At 72.4% G+C, this 19,167-nt stretch carries 8 protein-coding genes and 1 pseudogene; 8 read left to right on the plus strand and 1 reads right to left on the minus strand.

The genetic code is table 11. The features are described 5' to 3' along the window. Positions 1-564: 564 nt before the first annotated feature. From ACIQD7_RS01810 to ACIQD7_RS01840, 7 genes are all read left to right on the plus strand, one after another. A complete protein-coding gene (locus ACIQD7_RS01810) occupies positions 565-1,272 on the plus strand; it encodes a hypothetical protein (protein ID WP_402438563.1) in 708 nt (235 codons plus the stop codon). Continuing rightward, the gene (locus ACIQD7_RS01815) at positions 1,272-3,914 is read left to right on the plus strand and encodes an ABC transporter ATP-binding protein/permease (RefSeq protein ID WP_402438564.1); all 2,643 of its coding nucleotides are present in this window, start codon (positions 1,272-1,274) and stop codon (positions 3,912-3,914) included. The genes ACIQD7_RS01810 and ACIQD7_RS01815 overlap by 1 nt, the downstream gene beginning before the upstream one ends. Further along, positions 3,911-5,641, plus strand: a complete 1,731-nt coding sequence (locus ACIQD7_RS01820) for an ABC transporter ATP-binding protein (protein WP_402438566.1) — start codon at positions 3,911-3,913, stop codon at positions 5,639-5,641. The genes ACIQD7_RS01815 and ACIQD7_RS01820 overlap by 4 nt, the downstream gene beginning before the upstream one ends. A gap of 91 nt (positions 5,642-5,732) precedes the next feature. Then, positions 5,733-6,155 (plus strand): hypothetical protein, encoded by a 423-nt coding sequence (locus ACIQD7_RS01825; protein ID WP_402438568.1) that lies wholly within the window; start codon positions 5,733-5,735, stop codon positions 6,153-6,155. Further along, positions 6,145-6,798, plus strand: coding sequence for a hypothetical protein (locus ACIQD7_RS01830; RefSeq protein WP_402438570.1), 654 nt, complete (start codon positions 6,145-6,147; stop codon positions 6,796-6,798). Before ACIQD7_RS01825 ends, ACIQD7_RS01830 begins: the two co-directional genes overlap by 11 nt. 2 nt (positions 6,799-6,800) lie before the next feature. Beyond that, positions 6,801-11,594 (plus strand): putative T7SS-secreted protein, encoded by a 4,794-nt coding sequence (locus ACIQD7_RS01835; protein ID WP_402438572.1) that lies wholly within the window; start codon positions 6,801-6,803, stop codon positions 11,592-11,594. A gap of 28 nt (positions 11,595-11,622) precedes the next feature. Further along, positions 11,623-11,997 carry a hypothetical protein gene (locus ACIQD7_RS01840; RefSeq protein ID WP_402438574.1) on the plus strand — a complete coding sequence of 125 codons (375 nt, stop codon included), beginning with the start codon at positions 11,623-11,625 and terminating at the stop codon, positions 11,995-11,997. 69 nt (positions 11,998-12,066) lie between these two features. Here ACIQD7_RS01840 and ACIQD7_RS01845 read toward each other — a convergent pair. Further along, positions 12,067-12,411, minus strand: a pseudogene (locus tag ACIQD7_RS01845) (MBL fold metallo-hydrolase); the annotation flags it as partial. 481 nt (positions 12,412-12,892) lie between these two features. On the opposite strand from ACIQD7_RS01845, the gene ACIQD7_RS01850 reads away from it, so the two are divergent. Beyond that, positions 12,893-19,093, plus strand: coding sequence for a DNRLRE domain-containing protein (locus ACIQD7_RS01850; RefSeq protein ID WP_402438576.1), 6,201 nt, complete (start codon positions 12,893-12,895; stop codon positions 19,091-19,093). Positions 19,094-19,167: the final 74 nt, after the last annotated feature.

Consider the following 19,167-nt stretch of genomic DNA (forward strand, 5'->3'; position numbering starts at 1 on the left):
GAGGGGGCGTGCTGGGTGTTCTACCGGGGTGGACTACAGGGGTCGTCTACGGGGGTGTGGTGAGCCTACCGATGATCATCAACCACACACTGTAGTCGTCAACCGTTCATGTGCGGTGCGCAGTTGGCAAACTTACCCGTAGAGCGACCCCCTCTGGTATCGCCTCTCGCACAACAGGCCGAGAACAGTCGGCCGAAAGCCGTCGCCGTGGCGCGGAGCGTTCGCCGGGGAGCGGGAACGGAAGGGGGTACGGGCACCCCCGCGCCTCCGCCCCCTGCGGAAATCGTCCCCGACCGGAATCCCCTGGCGGGGATGCGGATCGGGCCGGTCCGCCCGCCCCCGGGGACGTGCGCGATCTCCGACACTCTCGATCCGCTTCCACGAAGGACGCCCTTGGAGGCCCGGCCGGCGCCCGGGGCGGTGGCCGGATCCGTACGCCCGGCGGTCCGGCGGCGACGGGCACGTCACCTTGGGTGAAGAAGCAACTTTCTCGATCGGCCGCCGGGTGCGCCTTGTCCTTCACGCTCCGAGAGCTTAGGGTGCCCTTAGTTAGGGGGGGTAACTATGAAGGACGAACAGACGCGGAGCGCGCGAACCGGTGGTCGGCCGCGTCAGATCGAGACGGCCGACATCGTCCGGGCCGGACGGGAGCTCGGGCTGCGGAACCTGAGCATGAACGCCGTGGCGGCGCGCCTCGGGGTGACGTCCACGGCCCTGTACCGCCATGTGGACGGGCGGTGGGGGCTGGAGCGGCTGGTGGGCGAGAGCCTCCTGGCGGAGCTCGACCTCCACGACGACCCGGCCGACGGGCCCGTACCCCATCTGCTCTCCACCGCGCTCCAGTTGCGGGCCTTCCTGCTGCGGCACCCCGGCCTGACCTCGTACGTGCAGACCCTGTTCCCCCGGGGCGAGGGCGGCCGGCGGCTGCTCGCCGCCGCGGCCGGATCGCTGGCGCGGCGCGGGTACTCCACGGACGCGGGCATCGTGCTCTCGGCCGCCGTCGCGGCGGTGGCCATCGGGTACGCGGCGACCGAGGAGGTCCAGCGGGAGCGGGCCGGGGAGCTCGACGCACAGCGGCGGGGCGCCGAGGAGGCCCTCCGGGCCGACGCCGACCTCGGGGAGGCGCACCGCGCCCTGCCGACGATCACGCCCGACGAATACGTCCGGCTGTGGCTGGGGGCCGCGATCCGCGGCTTCGTCGAGGCCGCGCCCCCCGGACGCCCCGTGGACGAGATCAGAGCGGCGCTGCGGGCCGCCGGAGAGGGACAGTGATGGCCAGACGCGGCATCAACGGGGTGATCATGCGTGCCTACGGCGCGCGCGACCACGAGGCGACGGTCACCGGGACGGAGCTGCTCGCCCCGCACTTCCTGCGCGTCCGGATGACCTCCCCCGCCCTGCTGGAGGACGTGGTGGTGGCCCCGGCGGCGTACGTGCGGTTCTGGATGCCGGACCCGGACGACCCCGAGGTCGAGCACCAGCGCGGCTACACGCTGTCGGAGGCGGACCCCGCCGCCGGGACGTTCGCGGTGGACTTCGTCCTGCACGACCCCGCGGGCCCGGCGTCCACGTGGGCGCGGCGGGCGGAGCCGGGAACGAGCGTACGGGTCACCACGCTGGGCTCCACGCGTTTCGACCTGCCGCCCGACCTGCCCGCCGGGTACCTGCTGATCGGTGACGCCGCCTCCGTACCGGCGATCAACGGCATCCTCGGAGCCCTGCCCGCGGAGGTCCCGGTGGAGCTCTACCTGGAGGAGCACCGGGAGACGGACCGCCTGATCCCCCTCGCCGGCCACCCCCGGGCGAACGTCCACTGGGTGCCGCGCCGGGGCGAGGCGTCGCTGGCCGCCGCGATCCCGGACCGGGACTGGTCGGACTGGTACGCCTGGACCGCGCCGGAATCCGGTTCGCTCAAGCACCTGCGCACCCGGCTGCGCGACGAGTTCGGCTTCCCGCGCAGCGAGATGCACGCCCAGGCGTACTGGTACTACGGGCGGGCCTTCGGCTCCAACCGGCGCAAGGCGGCCGAGGAGCCGGTGCCCGCCGGGGAAGCGGCGGAGGCCGTCCCGGAGACGGGCACGGACGCGCCCCCGACCTCAACCCCGCCCGCGTCTGCGCCTGCGTCTGCGTCCGCGTCCGAGGACGCGGTCGAGCCCAAGCCGCGCCGGGGCACTTGGCGGGCGCAGGCCGGCGGGCGGCTCCTCGCTCCGCTGCGCCCCACCCTGATCGCCGCCGGAGTCGCCCAGGCGCTCGTCACCCTCGTCCAGCTCGCCCCGTTCGTCCTGATGGTGGAGCTGGCCCGGCGGCTGCTCTCGGGAACGGGAACGGACCGGCTGTGGGCCCTGGGCGCCTGGGCCGTCGGCCTGATGGGGGCCGGAGTGCTGCTGGCGTCCGGTCTGCTGCTCTGGCTGCACTGGGTCGACGCCCGGTTCGCCAGGAACCTGCGGCAGCGGCTGCTGGCCAAGCTCTCCCGGCTGCCGCTGGGCTGGTTCGACAACCGGGGCTCGGGGCAGGTCAAACAGATCGTGCAGGACGACACCCTCACGCTGCACTACCTCGTCACCCACGCGGTGCCCGACGCGGTCGCGGCGGTGGTCGCCCCGGTCTCGGTCCTCGTCTACCTGTTCGCCGTCGACTGGCGGATCGCGCTGCCGCTGCTCCTGCCCGTGTTCGTGTACCTCGTAGCGATGACGATCATGGTGGTGCGGTCCGGTCCCCTCACCGCGGAGGCGATGCGCTGGGGCGAGCGCATGAGCGTCGAGGCCGGCGCCTATCTGGAGGGCCAGCCGGTCGTCCGGGTGTTCGGCGGCGCGGCGGCCTCCGCCTTCCACACCCGCCTCGGCGCGTACATCAGGTTCCTCGACAACTGGCAGCGGCCGCTCTGCGGGCAGAAGACCTTCATCGACCTGGCCACCCGGCCCGCCACGTTCCTGCTGCTCATCTGCGCCCTCGGCACCCTGTACGTCACCACCGGGCGCATGGACCCGGTCTCCCTGCTGCCCTTCCTGCTCCTCGGCACGACGTTCGGCGCGCGCCTGATGGGCATCGGTTACGGGCTCTCCGGCCTGCGCGAGGGGCTGCTCGCGGCCCGCCGCGTCCAGGTGACGCTCGACGAGCGCGAGCTGGAGACGGACGGGAGCCGGGAGGCCGCGCCGGAGGCACCGGCGGGCAGGGTCGAGTTCGACCGGGTCGGCTTCTCCTACCGTCCCGGCACCCCCGTCCTGGAGGACGTCTCGCTCACCCTCGAACCGGGCACCGTGACCGCGCTGGTCGGCCCCTCCGGTTCGGGCAAGTCCACGCTCGCCGCGCTCCTCGCCCGCTTCCACGACGTCACCGGCGGCGCGATCCGGGTGGGCGGCCGGGACGTGCGCGAACTGACCGCGGACGAGCTCTACTCCCGGGTGGGCTTCGTGTTCCAGCGGACGCAGCTCGTGCACGGAACGGTCCGGGAGAACATCGCCCTGGCCGTTCCCGACGCGAGCGAGGAGCGGATCGTGGCCGCCGCCCGCGCGGCCCGCGTCCACGACCGGATCCTGCGGATGCCCGACGGGTACGACACGGTCCTCGGCCCGGACGCCGCCCTCTCCGGCGGGGAGCGGCAGCGGCTCACGATCGCCCGGGCGATCCTCGCGGACACCCCGGTGCTGGTGCTCGACGAGGCCACGGCCTTCGCCGACCCCGAGTCCGAGTACCTGGTCCAGCAGGCGCTGAACCGGCTGACGGCCGGACGCACGGTCCTGGTCATCGCGCACCGCCTGCACACGATCACCGGCGTGGACCGGATCGTGGTGCTCGATCACGGACGGATCGCGCAGACCGGCACCCACACCGGGCTGCTCGCCCACGACGGCCGTTACCGGCGACTCTGGGACGCCGCGACGGCGGACGCCGACACCACGGGAGCCCACCGATGATCCGTACCCTACTGTCCCTGCTCCCCGCCGGCAGCCGCCGGGCGATCGGCGTCCACCTGGCGCTGACCGTCCTGGGCGTGGTCCTGCGCGCCGTCGGCGCGGTGCTCCTCATCCCCCTGGTCGCCGCGCTGTTCGGCGACGAACCGGCGACGGCGTGGCCGTGGCTGGGGGCGCTCGCGCTCGTCACCGCGGCGGGCTGGGCCGTCGACGGCGCGGCGGCGCGGCGCGGCTTCGCCCTCGGCTTCGGCCTGCTCGACACCGGCCAGCGCACGGTCGCGGACCGGCTCGCCGACATCCGCCCGACCTGGTTCACCGCCGAGAACACCGCGACCGGCCGGCAGGCCGTCGCCGCCACCGGGCCCGACCTGGTCGGCCTCGTCATCTACCTCGTCACCCCGCTGCTGAGCGGGGTGCTGCTGCCCGCCGTGATCGCCGTGGCGCTGCTGCCGGTCTCCTGGCAGCTCGGGCTCGCGGCGCTGGCGGGCGTCCCCGTGCTCCTCGCCGCGTTCTGGGCGTCCGGGCGCCTCGGGCGCGACGCCGACCGGGCGGCCTCCCGGGCCAACAGCGCGCTGACCGAGCGCGTCATGGAGTTCGCCCGCACCCAGCAGGCGCTGCGGGCGGCCCGCCGCGTCGAACCCGCCCGCAGTCACGCCGGGGCCGCCCTCGCCTCCCAGCACGGCGCCTCGACGCGGCTGCTGCTCCTCCAGGTCCCCGGGCAGCTCGTCTTCGGCCTGGCCGGTCAGCTCGCCCTGCTCCTCCTCGCGGGGACCGCGGTCGCGCTCACCGTGGACGGCACGCTCACCGCGCCCGAGGCCATCGTCCTGATCGTGGTCGTCGTCCGCTACCTCGAACCGTTCACCACGGTCGCGGAGCTGTCGCCGGGGGTCGAGACCAGCCTCGGTACGCTCCGCCGCATCCGCGAGGTCCTCGACGCGCCGACCGTCGGCGCGGGCACCCACCGGGCCGACCCGGGCGCGGCCCCCCGGATCGAACTGCGCGGGGTCTCCTTCGACCACGACGGCGGGACGCCGGTGCTCGACGGCCTCGACCTGGTGCTCGAACCCGGCACGACCACCGCGATCGTCGGCCCCTCGGGCTCCGGCAAGAGCACCGTTCTGGCGCTCGTCGCGGGGCTCCACCGGCCCGCGTCCGGCAGCGTCCTCTTCGACGGGGTCGACAGCGCGGAGCTGGACGCCCGGTCCCGGCGCGAGCTCGTCAGCGTCGTCTTCCAGGAGCCGTACCTGTTCGACGGAACCGTCCGGGAGAACGTCCTGGCCGGCGCCCCCGGTGCGGACGACGGGGCGGTGGAGCGCGCCGCGCGGCTCGCCCGCGTCGACACCCTCGTCGACCGCCTGCCCGACGGGTGGGGCGGCCGGGTCGGCGAGGCCGGCACGACGCTCTCCGGCGGCGAGCGCCAGCGCGTCTCCATCGCCCGCGCGCTCCTCAAGCCGTCCCCGGTGCTCCTGATCGACGAGGCCACCAGCGCCCTGGACACCGAGAACGAGGCCGCCGTCACGGCCGCCCTCACCACCGACCCGGTCCCCCGCACCCGGGTGATCGTCGCCCACCGGCTCAGCAGCATCCGCACCGCCGACCGCGTGGTCTTCCTGGAGGACGGCCGCGTCGTCGAGGACGGCCCGGTCGACGAACTCCTCGCCGCCGGCGGCCGGTTCGCCGACTTCTGGCGGCGGCAGGACAAGGCCGGCGGCTGGCGGCTCGGCGGATAGGGTACGGCGCCGCCGGGAACCAGCGGTTCTTCTGGAGCGTCTGATTCCAGGGTGTCGCAGGTGACCGGGGAAGAGGGAAGAGGAAAGGTTCGTGGAGCAGTCCAGGACGACGTTGGCGGAGCGGATCGCCGAACGCAGGGCGGGGATCGGCGATCCCCGGGCGCTGGTGGGCGAGATGAGGCGTTCGATCCTGCTGGTGCCGGTCTCCGGCGGCGGCCTGTGGTCGGCGCGTTCGGGCGGGGTGCGGTGGATCTGCGGCTTCACCGACGAGGCTGCCCTGGCCAGGTTCGCCCTGCGCCACGGGCCGGGCGACCGGCCGATGGACTACGCGGCGCTCCTGGGAGCCCGCATCGTGGACGAGGTCGTGCCGTCGCTGAGCGAGCCCGGGGGCCTTGCGGTGGACATCGCCGACGAGGACGGGTCGATGTTCTTCCCGCCGGTCACCGGGATCGTCCCGGACGGCGTCGCCGTCGACCGCGGCGTACGGGACGAGGAGGGCCGCCGTGAGCGGTGACGGGGCGGACCTGAACTTCGACGAGGCGTCGGTGGCGAAGTTCACGCAGGGGGTGGGCGCCACCATCGACGGTCTCGGTGACCTGGGCGGCGCCACCGGTTCGGTGATGGGCAAGGGCTTCTCCGGACTGTCGATGACGGGGATGGAGACCGGGCACCACGGCCTGTCGACCGACTTCGAGGACTTCTGCGAGCGCTGGGAGTGGGGCGTGCGGGGGCTGGTGGGCGACGCCAGCGCGATCGCCTCCCGCCTGGGCCTTGCGGCGGGCACGCAGTGGGAGCACGACCAGTACGTCGAGGGCTCGCTGAAGGTGGGCCTGAACTCCGTGATGGGCGGCAGCCCGCACGCCTCGGAGGAGGAGATCGTCAAGCAGGGCTGGGGCGACCTCTTCACCCCCGACTACCTGGACCCCGACTGGAGCGCCGAGTCGTTCGAGAAGGCCGGCCAGGACATCGGGCAGACCTGGAAGGACACCGGCCGCACCGTCCTCACCGAGGGAGAGGGCGGCCGGCGGGCGCAGCTGCTCAACGACGCGCTCGGCGTCTCCGACGAGCAGTGGGACCGGGCGCTGGACGACACCTTCGGCCCGTCGCCGGAGGAACGCGCCCGGCAGGAGCGACAGGACGGGAACGGGGGCCACTGAGCGTGGGCATAGGCGACTTCATCAGCGACATCACGCCCGACTCGGTGGAGGACGCCGTCGAGGACGGCGTCGAGTGGGTCGGCAACCGGGTCGAGGACGCCGGGAACTGGACCGCCGACCGGCTGAACGACGTCGGCTGGGAGTCCGGCGCCGACTGGGTGCGGGAGCAGTCGCGCTCGGTGGCGAACCGGATGGGCGCCGAGGTCGACGAGATGGACCTCGGGCAGACCGAGGACAAGACCAAGCTGATCTACGGCAGTCCCGACGAGCTGCGCTCCACGGCGAAGCGGCTGCGGTCCTTCCAGAAGGCCTTCGACGACGCGGGCGGCGGGCTGAAGGGGCTGGACTCCTCGCGGCTGAAGGGCGAGGCGGCCGAGGCCCTGCGCAAGGCGGTGAGCACCCAGCCGCCGAAGTGGTTCGCCGGCGCGGACGCGTGCGAGAAGGCGGCCGGCGCGCTGGAGGCGTTCGCCGGGACCGTGACCTGGGCGCAGGGGCAGGCGCAGACGGCGATCGACAAGTGGAAGGAGGGCGTGAAGGCGTCCGAGGAGGCCGCCGACGCGCACCGCGAGAAGGTCGACGGCTACAACCGGGCCGTCGACCACTACAACGCCCTGCCCGCCGACCGGCGCGACCCCGCCGCGCTCCCGCCGCGCCCCGCCGCCACGTTCACCGACCCCGGCAAGAAACTGCTGCAGGAGGCGCAGGACATCCTCGCGGAGGCGCGCAGGCAGCGGAACACGGCCGCCGAGACCGCGCGCGGCGCGGTCCGCGCCGCGCGCGACCTGGCGCCGGAGAAGCCGTCGTACGCGCAGCAGCTGGGCGACGGCCTGGGGGAAGCGCGGATCATGGGCGACCACGTCGGCGGCGGGATCATCAAGGGCACCGCGGGCCTGCTGAACTTCGCCCGCGGGCTCAACCCGCTCGACCCGTACAACCTCACCCACCCCGCCGAGTACGCCACCAACCTGAACAACCTCGCCGCCGGGCTCGTCCTCGCCGCGAACGACCCGGTCGGCACCGGCAAACAGATGGTCAACGACTTCATGAAGGACCCCTACGAGGGTCTGGGCCGGCTGGTGCCCGACGCCGCGCTGACCGTGGCCACCGGGGGCGGCGGCGCCGCCGTCAAGGGCGTCCGCATCGCCGCCGACGCGGCCGACGCGGCGCGCGTGCGCAGGCTGATCGACGACGTTCCCGAGGGCACCCGCAGCCGCCCCGACGGCGAGCGGACGACCGACGGCACCGACCCGGTCGACCTTGCCTCCGGCCGGATGTTCCTGCCCCAGACCGACCTGGCGGTCCCCGGCACCCTGCCCCTGGTCTTCACCCGCCGCACCGAGTCCGGCTGCACGGCCGGCCGCTTCCTCGGCCCCTCCTGGACCTCCACCGTCGACGAGCGCCTGGAGGTCGACCCGGTCGGCGTCGTCCACGTCACCGCCGACGGCCTCCTGCTCCCCTACGCCCATCCCGTCCCCGGCGCCCCCACCCGCCCCGAGTCCGGCCGGGCCCGCACCCTGCTCGCCCGCGACGCCGACGGCGACTACACCGTCACCGATCCCGACACCGGTCTGACCCGCCGCTTCACCGCCCCGCCCGGCAGCGGGCCCGGCGGCGACGGCACCGCCTGGCTGGCCTCCCTCACCGACCGCAACGGCCACACCGTCACCGTCGACCGCGCCGACGACGGCCTGCCCCTGGCCCTCGTCCACTCGGCCGGCCACCACGTGAGGCTGGCCACCGCCGACGGCCGGATCACCGGGCTCTTCCTGGCCGGAGCGGGCGAGGCGGGCGCGGACCTGCCCCTGATGCGCTACGGCTACCGGGACGGCGACCTCACCACCGTCACCAGGCCCTCCGGCGCCACCACCGCCTTCGCCTACGACGAGCGCCGCCGGGTCGTCACCTGGACCGACTCCAACGGCAGCCGCTACGACTACGTCTACGACGATCTCGACCGCGTCGTCGCCGAGGGCGGCGAAGCCGGGCACGTCCAGATCACCCTGGCGTACACCGGGCCCGACCCCGAGACCGGGCACCGCACCACGACCCTCACCACCGCCGACGGGCACACCACCCGCCATCTGGTCGACCGCCGTTCCCGGATCGTCGCCACCACCGATCCGCTCGGCCACACCACCCGCTTCTCGCACGACGCCGACGGCAACCTCCTGACCCGCACCGACCCGCTCGGACGCACCACCGCCTGCGGCTACGACGAGCACGGCCGGCTGGTCTCCGTGACCCACCCGGACGGCAGCGCGCTGCGCGCCGAGCGGGACCCGTCGGGGCTGCCGACCGCGATCCACGCCCAGGACGGAGCCCGCTGGACCCTGGAGTACGACGAGCGCGGGAACCGGACGGCGACCACCGACCCGGCGGGGCGCACCACCCGGCACGCGTACGACGCCCTGGGCCGCCCGGTCTCCGTCACCGACGCGCTCGGCAACGTCACCGGGGTCCGGTGCGACGCGGCCGGCCTCCCGGTGGAGGTCACCGACCCGGCCGGGGCCACGACCCGGCTGGAGCGCGACGCCCTGGGCCGCCCGGTGCGGATCGTCGGCCCGCTGGGCACGGCCACGCACCTCTCCTGGACGGCGGACGGGTACCTGGCCTCACGTACGGGGCCCGACGGGGCGACGGAGTCGTGGACGTACGACGGGGAGGGCAACCGCCTCACCCACACCGACCCGGTCGGCGGCGTGACCCGGTTCGAGTACACCCACTTCGATCTGCTCGCCGCCCGCACCGGGCCCGACGGCTCCCGCCACGAGTTCCGGCACGACGCGGACCTGCGCCTCACCGGGGTGGTGAACCCCCAGGGGCTCCAGTGGAGTTACGCCTACGACCCGGCGGGGCGGCTGACATCCGAGACCGATTTCGACGGGCGCGTCCAGAGCTACCGCCACGACGCGGCCGGGCAGCTGACGGCCCGCACCGACCCGTTCGGCGCCACCGTCGAGTACGCCTACGACGCACTCGGCAGGGTCACGTCCAAGGGCGGGGCGGACCGCGTCACCTCCTACCGTTACGACCCCGCAGGCCGCCTGGTGCACGCGGCGGGGCCCGACGGCGAGGTGATGCGGAGTTACGACCGCCGCGGGCTGCTCAAGACCGAGCTGGTCGACGGCCGCACCGTCGACTACCGCTACGACGCGGCGGGCCGCCGGGTGCGCCGCACCACCCCGACCGGACAGGTCACGACCTACGCCTACGACGCGGCGGGCCGCCCGACGCGGCTGACCACCGGCGGCCACGAGGTGGCCTTCGCCCACGACGCGGCCGGCCGGGAGCTGGAGCGCACCTTCGACGGCACGCTCACCCTCGCCTCCGCCTGGAGCGCCGCGAGCCGGTTGACCGAGCAGCACCTGCGCACCGGGACCCGGACGCTCAACCACCGCGCATACTCCTATCGCGCCGACGGCCACCTCGCCTCCGTCAGCGACCGGCTGGCGGGCACGCGCACCTTCGACCTGGACGCGGTCGGACGGGTGACGGGGGTGTCCGCCGAGGGGTGGAGCGAGCGCTACGCCTACGACGCCGCGGGCAACCAGACCTCCGCCTCCTGGCCCGGCTCGCACCCCGGGCACGTGGCCACGGGCCCCCGCGCGTACCGGGGCACCGCGCTCACCCGCGCCGGGTCGGTGCGGTACGAGCACGACGCCCGCGGGCGCGTCACCCTGCGCCAGAAGACCCGGCTGTCCCGCAAGCCCGAAACGTGGCGCTACACGTGGGACGCCGAGGACCGCCTCACCGAGGTGACCACTCCGGACGGCACCCGCTGGCGCTACTCCTACGACCCCCTGGGCCGCCGCACCGGCAAGCGGCGCCTCGCCGACGACGGCCTGACCGTCGTGGAGGAGACCCTCTTCACCTGGGACGGCTCGACCCTCTGCGAGCAGACCACGGTCTCGGCCGAACTGCCCCGGCCGGTCGCGCTCACCTGGGACCACCGCGGTCTCACGCCCCTGGCGCAGACGGAGCGCATCCTCGGCCCGGACAGCCGCCGGCAGGAGATCGACCGCCGCTTCTTCGCCATCGCCACCGATCTCGTCGGCACCCCCACCGAACTCGTCGACGAGACCGGCGACATCGCCTGGCGCGCCCGCGCCACCCTCTGGGGCACGACGGCCTGGGCCAGGTCCAGCACCGCCTACACCCCCCTGCGGTTCCCGGGCCAGTACTACGACCCGGAGACCGGGCTCCACTACAACCTGCACCGGCACTACGACCCCGAGACGGCCCGCTACCTCACCTCCGACCCCCTCGGCCTCGCGGCCGCCCCGAATCCCGCGACCTACGTGGGGAACCCGTTCGCCTGGACCGACCCGCTGGGGCTGGCGCCGTGCGGCGGCCGGGACGGCATGGACTACATGAGCGACAACGCGATCCCCTCAGGGGCGCCGGTGACGCACGGTCCCACGGGCACCCTCGTCGGCGAGGACGGGCCGAGCGTGCGGAACTTCCGCAACGTCCTGAACGAGGGACAGCACGACGTGGTCGCCCACGGTTCGCGGGACGGCTTCCTGGAGATGCCGGACGGCCCGGTGAACGGCGGACAGCTCGTCGACGCCATCCGCAACAATCCGAACTACGATGGCGGTCCGCTCCGGCTCATGGTGTGCCATTCCGGGGCGGACGAATCGAGGATCGCCCAGCGCATAGCCAACGAGATGGGCGTCACCGTGAAGGCGCCCACGGACCGGGTGGGCACCAACCCGCTGCTCGGCACGGGCCAGGTGCCGCTGATCGACAACGGCGGCTACTGGCGGACCTTCCTGCCCATCATCGGAGGTTGACGTGCGGCTGATCGGCTTCTATCGGGAGATGGATGCGCGCTACGACGCGGCCTGGGGCGGACCCGTGCCCGCGCCCGAGTCGGGCGCGGGGCGGTACCCGGTCGAGGAGGTGGTGGACTACCTCTCCTCCGGCCACCCCCTCCTCGACGTCACCGAGCTGACGACCGACGTCGTCGGCGGCGCGTTCCGCGTGCCGGGCGGTTCGTCCGTGCTCACCGACGGCACGTTCGTCTGGCGTGCGGACCTGGAGAAGTACGTCGAGCGGTACCGGATCGCCCTCCCCGAGGACTTCCTGCGCGCCGCCCGCGAGAACGGGTTCCGCGTCCCTCCGGCCGACTACGAGGCCCTCCTCCCCCTGTCGGTCGAGGTGAGCGGCCTGCTGGGCTTCCGGGCCGCGTCCTGAGGGACTGGGGGGCTGAGGGGACTGAGGGGCTGAGGGACCGGCCCTCCGCGGGCCCGCCTCCGGGCCGCGTCAGCGGTCGCCCGCGAGGTCGAGGTCGCCGCGCGGCTCGGGCGCGGTCCCGACGGGCCGGGTGCGGCGCCACGGGCGGGCGAGGGGCCGGGAGATCCCGCGCCACCACGGGTCCGAGGGCAGTTTCCCGGCCGGTTCGAACGGCTCGCCGGGCCGGGGCAGCGCCACCGCCTGGCCCGCCTCGTCGGCCGCGTCCTTGGTCCACTCCCCCGGCTCGGCCCACGGGTGCGGGGCGAGGTTGAAGGTGGCCCAGTGGATCGGCAGCAGCACGCCGGCCAGACCGCCGCCCTGGAGGTCCAGGTGGGCCCGCAGCCCCTCGGCGGGGGTCATGTGGATGTCGGTCCACAACCCGTTGCTCGAATTCGAGGGGGAACGGCGGCAACTGCCCGTTCGGGCCCAGTCGGCCTCCAGGGGGCCGCTCGCCGTCACGCTCACGGGCGGCGACCGGACATGACGTCACCCCGGATCCCGCCGCCGTGTCACTCGCGGTTCCGGACTTGAGACCTCATGAACGGCCGGTCCGCCCAAGGCCATCGAGCGCGCATGACGGCTGGTCGGCGCCGCTGCGGCGGTTTCGGTTCACGCCGCGTCCAGTCAAGTGGCAAACATCACTCCGGATCTTGGACCGGCGAAGCGCACCTTGATCATCATCATTCCGATTTCGCCGAATTTCATCCTCGATACATTCACACAGGCATCACACAGGTGATGCACAGAAAGTAGAGATCGAGGAATCATGACGCTTCGCGTGTCTCCGCAGTTGAGGCGGAGGCGGGCTTGGTCGGGTTCGGGTTCGCGCTTCACAGCAGGGGGCCTTGCCCTGGCCGTGTCCGTTGCCCTGCTCAACGGTGCGAGTCCAGCCACGGCAGAGCCGACCCGAAAAGCCGCAGCTCCGAAGAAGGCAGCTGCCACACAGGCGGCGGACGTCGCCTCCGCGCGTGTGGCGGCACGGCTTTCGGGGAAGCGGGTCGAGGCGCTGTCCGAGCGCACCGAGACGTCGACGACGTGGGTGAACAAGGACGGTTCGCTGACCACCGAGCTGTCGGCCGGCCCCATCCGGTTCAAGGAAGCGACCACCGGCCAGTGGCGGGACGTCGATGTCACGCTCGACGCGTCACCGGACGGGTCGGTCGTCTCGAAGGCGCATCCGACCGGCCTGAGGCTGGCGGGGAAGACCGGCGCCAAGGCCGCCTCGCTCAGAGCCGCGCAGTCCGCCCCCGCGACCGACCTGGTGACGCTCGGCCAGGGTGACGAGGCGATCACGCTTCAGTGGCGGGGCGGCCTGCCCGCGCCGAAGCTCGACGGCACCCGTGCCACCTACGTCGACGCGGTGCCCGGCGCGGACGTGGTGGTCGAGGCCACGCGTACGGGCTTCGAGCAGTTCGTGGACATCAGGGAGAGGCCGACCGGCGACTACTCCTACACCCTCCCTCTGAAGACCAAGGGCCTGAAGGTCGAGCAGCAGCCGGACGGCAGCGTGCTGTTCACCGACAGGAAGTCGAAGAAGACCGCGGTCATGCCCGCGCCGGTGATGTGGGACGCCACCGTCGACCCCGTGTCCGGCAAGCACACCCGCCAGATCAATGTGGCGATGAAGGTCGTCAAGGCCAAGGGCGGCGTGGACCTGGTCCTCACCCCCGACGCCGCCTTCCTCGCCGATCCGGCGACGAAGTACCCGGTGACGGTGGACCCGTCCACCTCCTCCCTGTCGAACGTCTTCGACACCTACGTCCAGCAGGGCACGACCGTCGACTGGTCCACGGACGTCGAGCTCGACCTCGGCAACCCGGGCACGAAGAACGCCGACGGCACCTTCCGCACCGCGCGCTCCTTCGTCTCCTGGAACACCGCGCCGATCGCCGACGCCCTGGTGACGGACGCCAAGCTGTCGCTGTGGAACTTCCACTCCGGCAACTACACCGGCTCCGCCTGCCCCAACCAGCCGTGGGAGGTGTGGTCCACCGGGGCCGCGACCACCTCCTCGCGGTGGACGGCCCAGCCCGCCTGGACCGCGAAGAAGGCCACCTCCAGCGAGACCCGCGGCAACGCCTCGTGCACCGCGCAGCCCGACGGCTGGATCAACGCCGACGTCACCACCATGGTGCAGGAATGGGCCTCGGCCAAGGCCGCCAAGTCCCACATGGGCCTGCGCGCCACCGACGAGAACAACACCGGGCAGTGGAAGCGGGTCAACTCCGCCAACGCCGCCTCCAACCCGCCCAAGCTGACCGTCACCTACAACTACCGGCCCCGCACGGGTACGAAGCAGGAGGCGGGCCCGCCGTTCTTCTCCTACGGCGGCGCCTACGTGGTCAACACCACGACCCCCACCCTGCGGGACACCTTCGTCGACCCCAACGGCGACAAGGTCAACGGCACCTTCCAGATCTTCGACAACGCCACCGACACCCAGGTCGGCAACGTCATCGTCTCCCCCTGGGCGGCCTCCGGACAGACCGCCTCCGTGACCGTCCCCGCCGGAGTGCTGGCCAACGGCAAGACGTACAAGTTCCGCACCTCGCCCTACGACGGCGCGCACTACAACCTCGGCTGGTCGGCTTGGAAGACCTTCACGGTCGACACCACCAACCCCGTCGCCCCCACCGGCATCACCTCGACCGACTACCCGTCCACCGCCTGGGTCAAGGGCGCCGGCCAGGCCGGCACCTTCATCGTCACCCCGAGCGGCACCGACCACAACTGGCTCGAGTGGTCCCTGGACGGCGTCACCTGGACCAAGGTGACCACCGGCGGCGTCGCCGGCGCCAAGTCCATATCCGTGACTCCGCCGAAGGACGGCACCCACACCCTCCAGGTGCGGGCCGTGGACAAGGCCGACAACAAGTCCGAGGCCATCTCCCACACCTTCCACGCGGGCCCCGGTGGCTTCGTGCAGCCGGCGGACGGCGAGACCACCGCTCGGCGCGTCACGCTGGCGGCAGAAGGCGACGGCACCAAGTACAACGCGGTGACGTTCTCCTGGCGGCGCTCCGAGGCCGACCCCTGGGCGAGCATTCCGCCCGGCGACGTGACCTCCGGCGGCAGCCCGTTGTCCGCATGGCCGGTACCGCTGACCGGCGGCCGCAACGGCTCGCTCGTCTGGGACGCGGCCAAGACCGTCGACCCCGACGGCTCGATCGAGATCAAGGCCGACTTCACGGGTCCCGACTCGGCCTCGGGAAGCACGGCCGCCCACACGCTCGTGGTCGACCGCAACGCGCAGGGTGCGGCGGGAAGCCGGGTCGGGCCGGGTGCCCTGAACCTGCTGACCGGCAACTACACCCTGTCGGAGAGCGAAGCGTCCCACTTCGGTCTCAGCGTCTCCCGTACGCACTCCTCCCGTGTGCCTGATGCGAGTGCGGAGCAGGACGGCCAGGTCATGATCTTCGGCAAGGAATGGTCGGCCGGTACGACCGCCGAGGTGACCGGCTCCGATTACACCCACATCCGGAAGATCTCCGACACCTCGGTGGTCGTGGTGTCCTCCAACACGGACACGATCGACTTCACGGCGAACGCCGCCAGGACGGGCTGGATCCCGGAGCCCGGTGCTCCCAAGATGGTCCTCAAGGGCAGCGTGACGGGTTCCTTCACCCTCACCGACGCGGACGGGGCGGTGACCTCGTTCAACAAGCTGGACGCCGCGTCCCCCGTGTGGAACGTGACCTCCTCCGTGATGACCGGCAATCCGAACTCGGAGACGACCACGAGCTCCGAGACGGTGGCCGTGAACGGCGCGACCCTGGCACGCCCCAAGCGGATCGTGGTCGAGAACTCGGCCGTCCCGTCCTCCACCTGCGTGGCAACGCCCTCGACCAAGGGATGCCGGGTGATGGAGTTCGTCTACGCGACGAGCACCACCGCCACCGCCTCCTCCCTGGGCGACTACGTGGGCCGGGTCAAGGAGATCCGATTCTGGGCGACCGAGCCGGGCGCCGCGGCGGCGACCTCCAAGCCCGTGCAGGCGTACGCCTACGACGATGCCGGCCGACTGCGCGAGACCTGGCAGCCGCTCGTCGTCCCCGCCCTGAAGACGTCGTACACCTACGACGCCCAGGGACGTGTCATCACCTACACCCCCGCGGGACGCCTGCCCTGGACCTTCACCTACGGCAAGGCCGGCGACTCCGTCACCGCCGGTGAGGGAATGCTGCTGAAGGCATCGCGCCCCGCGCTCAAGCCGGGTACGGCCGATGTCGTCGAGGGTGACGCGGTGACGAGCGTCGTGTACGACGTGCCGCTCAGCGGCACCACCGCCCCGTACGACATGAGCATCGGCACCATCCGGACGTGGGGTCAGACGGAAGCGCCCACCGACGCGACCGCAGTTCTGGCCCCCGGCTCGGTACCGGCTTCCCACACGGGCAGCGGACTGAGTGCGGCGGACTACAAGCGCGCCGCCGTCACGTACATGGGCGTCTCGGGCCGGGCGATCAACACGGTGGCCCCCGGTGGTCACACGGGAGCCACGGAGACCGACCGTTTCGGCAACATCGTCCGGGAGCTGACCGCGTCCAACCGGTCCCTCGCCCTGGGCCTCACCGCTGCCGACAAGGCCGCCCAGGCCGAGCTCGGCATCGCTCAGCTCTCTTCCGCCGAGCGCGCGGAGCTGCTGTCCACCCGCCACGTGTACACCGCTGACGGTGCCCGCAAGATGGAGGAGTTCGGTCCGCTGCGCAGGGTCGAACTGACGGCGAACCTCACCTCCGGCACCACGACGCTGGTCCCGGCCGGCACACCGGTGACGGCACGCCCGTGGACGGTCCTCACCTACGACCAGGGCCGCCCGACCGACGGCACGGCCACGGTCAAGGACCAGGTCACCCGAATGACCTCGGGCGCGCAGGTGCGCGAGCACCCCACGGTGCTGGGCGAGGCCCGTGTGACGGAGACCGTCTTCGACTGGGTCAAGGGGCTGCCGGTCAAGACGGTCCAGGACCCGTCCGGACTGGCCAAGACTTCGACGACGGAGTACGACAGCCAGGGCCGCGTCCACAAGGAGATCCTCCCGGGCTCCACCGCCACGGACGCGACGACGCGGGTGACGACCTACTGGTCGGCCACCGGCACCGGGCCCTGCGCCGGCCGGCCGGAGTGGGCCGACCAGCTCTGCTCCACCGGTCCGGGCGGCGCGATCGTGAACGGCGGCACCAACCCGTCCCAGCTGCCGACGACCACCACCGAGTACGACTGGTGGGGCAGCATCCAGAAGATCACCGAGACCGCCAACGGCAGCACCCGCACCACGACCACCACGTTCGACAACGCGGGCCGTCCCTCGAAGACCGTGATGACCGGCGGCGTCGGCACGGCGGTTCCGGAAGTCACCACCGAATACGACCCGGCCAACGGCCAGGTCTCCAAGATGTCTTCCGCGTCGGGCGGGGCCGTCTCGCGGACCTATGACCGGCTGGGACGACAGCTCACCTACTCGGACGCCGACGGTGGCGTGACGACGACCACGTTCGACCTCCTGAACCGTCCGGTCAAGGTCAGCGACAACGTGCCGTCCACGCTGACGTTCACCTACGACGAGACCGCCGAACCGCGCGGCCTGATCACCGGCATCACGGACTCCGTCGCCGGCACCTTCGGGGCGTCGTACGACGCCGACGGTGGCGTCATGAGCGAGAAGCTGCCCGGTGGCTACACCATGACGCAGCGGAAGGACTCCGCGGGCGCGGCGATATCCCGTACGTATACCCGGGACAGCGACGGGACGGCGGTCTACACCGATCAGGTCGAGGAGTCCGTTCACGGTCAGGTGACCGCGAAGGCGGGCTGGACCGACCAGTCCTACGCCTATGACGCGCTCGGGCGCCTCACCACGGTGCTGGACACCGCCGACTCGGTGTGCACCCGCCGGGCATACGCCTTCGACAAGCACAGCAACCGCACGTCGCTCACGACGGCGGCCGCGGCCCCGGGCCTGGACTGCCCGGCCAGCGGAGGTACCGCCAAGACGTACACCTACGACACCGCCGACCGTGCCGTGGACGCGGGCTTCACCTATGACGCCTTCGGCCGCACCACGACCGCGCCGACGCACGGCACCCTCGGCTACTACGCCAACGACCTGGTTCGTCAGCAGACCGTCGGCAGCCAGCGGCAGACGTGGCAGCTGGACCCCGCCATGCGCTTCCGTTCCTGGACCACCGAGACCAACAGCAGCGGTACGTGGACTCAGACCTCGTCCAGGGTCAACCACTACGACAGCGACAGCGACTCGCCCCGCTGGATCGTCGAGAACCAGGCCACCGGCGAGCTGACCCGCAACGTGGACACCGCGGGCGGCGGACTCGGTGCCACCACCGGGAAGACCGGCGGCACGGTCCTCCAGCTCACCAACGTGCACGGTGACGTCGCGCTCCAGCTTCCGCTGGACACGAGCGTGGCGCCCGTCGCGCTGGAGTACGACGAGTACGGCAACCCGCGCGCGGGGCAGGCGGGCGCCCGCTACGGATGGATGGGCTCCCAGCAGAGGAACTCCGACACTCCCTCCGGCCTCAGCCTGATGGGTGTGCGTCTCTACGACCCGGCCCGCGGCCGGTTCCTGCAGACCGACCCGGTTCCGGGTGGTTCGGCGAACGCGTACGACTACGGCAACGCGGACCCCTGCAACACCACCGACGCCACGGGCATGTACCCGAACTGCGGCAAGCGCATGGTCAGGAACGGGTACGGCATGCGCATCATCGTTCAGCGTGCCGGTGGTGGCGTGAACAAGAGCGGCTACCGCTACATCCGCTACTACATGAACGTCCAGGTGATGGGCTGGACCAACCGCTACCTGGCCAAGAACGTCTCGTACATCGAGGTGTTCGGCGTCCTGCCCGGAAAGCGCAACAGGTTCCAGAGGCTCCAGGCCAAGGGCACCTGGTACAACCCCGTCAAGATCGGCTGGGCCGTCCACGTGGCTGTTCAGGTGAAGCCCGGCAGCAGGCTCAAGACGTACGGCATGGTCGGCGTCTTCGGCTGGAACGGTTACGTCGCCGACGACAACTTCTCCTGCATGGCAAAGACGTGACCCGTCCGAGCTGACCGGTTGCAGGACTGTGCGGTGCCGGGTGGCACGCTCGATGAGCGCGTCACCCGGCACCG

The sequence above is a fragment of the Streptomyces sp. NPDC093071 genome, from assembly GCF_044754545.1.
Lineage (GTDB): Bacteria > Actinomycetota > Actinomycetes > Streptomycetales > Streptomycetaceae > Streptomyces.

Excerpts from the sequence above, each read along its gene's own strand:
- ACIQD7_RS01810 (WP_402438563.1), top strand. The coding sequence starts at position 565 with ATGAAGGACGAACAGACGCGGAGCGCGCGAACCGGTGGTCGGCCGCGT.
- ACIQD7_RS01840 (WP_402438574.1), top strand. The coding sequence starts at position 11,623 with ATGGATGCGCGCTACGACGCGGCCTGGGGCGGACCCGTGCCCGCGCCC.
- ACIQD7_RS01815 (WP_402438564.1), top strand. The coding sequence starts at position 1,272 with ATGGCCAGACGCGGCATCAACGGGGTGATCATGCGTGCCTACGGCGCG.
- ACIQD7_RS01820 (WP_402438566.1), top strand. The coding sequence starts at position 3,911 with ATGATCCGTACCCTACTGTCCCTGCTCCCCGCCGGCAGCCGCCGGGCG.